We start from the raw sequence: 712 nt of genomic DNA on the forward strand, positions 1-712 counted from the left end.
CCCCCGCCACCGTCCGATGCCCGCGCCGCGCCCGGCGCACACGGCCGTCGGCCAACTGCACGCCGCCCGCATGGGCCTCGCCGAGGCGGCGGAGGCCACCTCGCCCGCCGTCCGCTACGTCTGCGCGCACCTGGCGGCTCTGCGCGCCGCCGCCGCGGTGCTGGCGTCCAAGGAACCCCTGGAGACCCACCGCCGCGGCCGCCCCCGCAGCGTCTGGGTGCTGCTGCCCGAGGCCGAGCCCGCACTGCGCGAGTGGGCCGCCTTCTTCGCCGCCGGCGCCGACAAACGCGCCGCCGCCGAGGCCGGCCTGCCCCGCGCCGTCACCCCGCGCGAGGCCGAGGAACTCCTCCACGACGCCGAGGTCTTCGTCACCCTCGTCGAAGACACGCTGGGCATCACCGGCCAACCGACCCTCCCCGTCCCCGAAGCGAGTTAATTCCAGGCAGTGTTTTTGCAGGCCAGGCCCACTTCGCTCGCTGGCGCTCGCTACGTGACCTGGCCTGTGCGAGCGCGCATCGCTTCGCGATCTTCCCGGTGCGGCTCGCCTTCGGCGTCACCGCACCGCTCAGGTAACGCGCTCGCGCGCGTGGCCGGGGCCACTGCGGGAGGGCGCCCTTGAGCGAAGCCGGTCCGCTTACGGCCCGGCCCCTAGACGATCGCGCCGGCGGCGGCCGCAACCCCCCGAGCCGGCCCCGCCGGCGCGATCCCCAAC

The 712-nt window shown here is 76.1% G+C and carries 1 protein-coding gene; it reads left to right on the forward strand.

What is annotated here, in order from left to right:
• A partial coding sequence (locus E1266_RS37575; RefSeq protein ID WP_132055374.1) for an SAV_6107 family HEPN domain-containing protein occupies positions 1-436 on the forward strand: 436 nt, incomplete at its 5' end.
• Positions 437-712: the final 276 nt, after the last annotated feature.

This window comes from Actinomadura sp. 7K534 (assembly GCF_004348575.1).
In the GTDB taxonomy this organism is placed as follows: domain Bacteria; phylum Actinomycetota; class Actinomycetes; order Streptosporangiales; family Streptosporangiaceae; genus Spirillospora; species Spirillospora livida.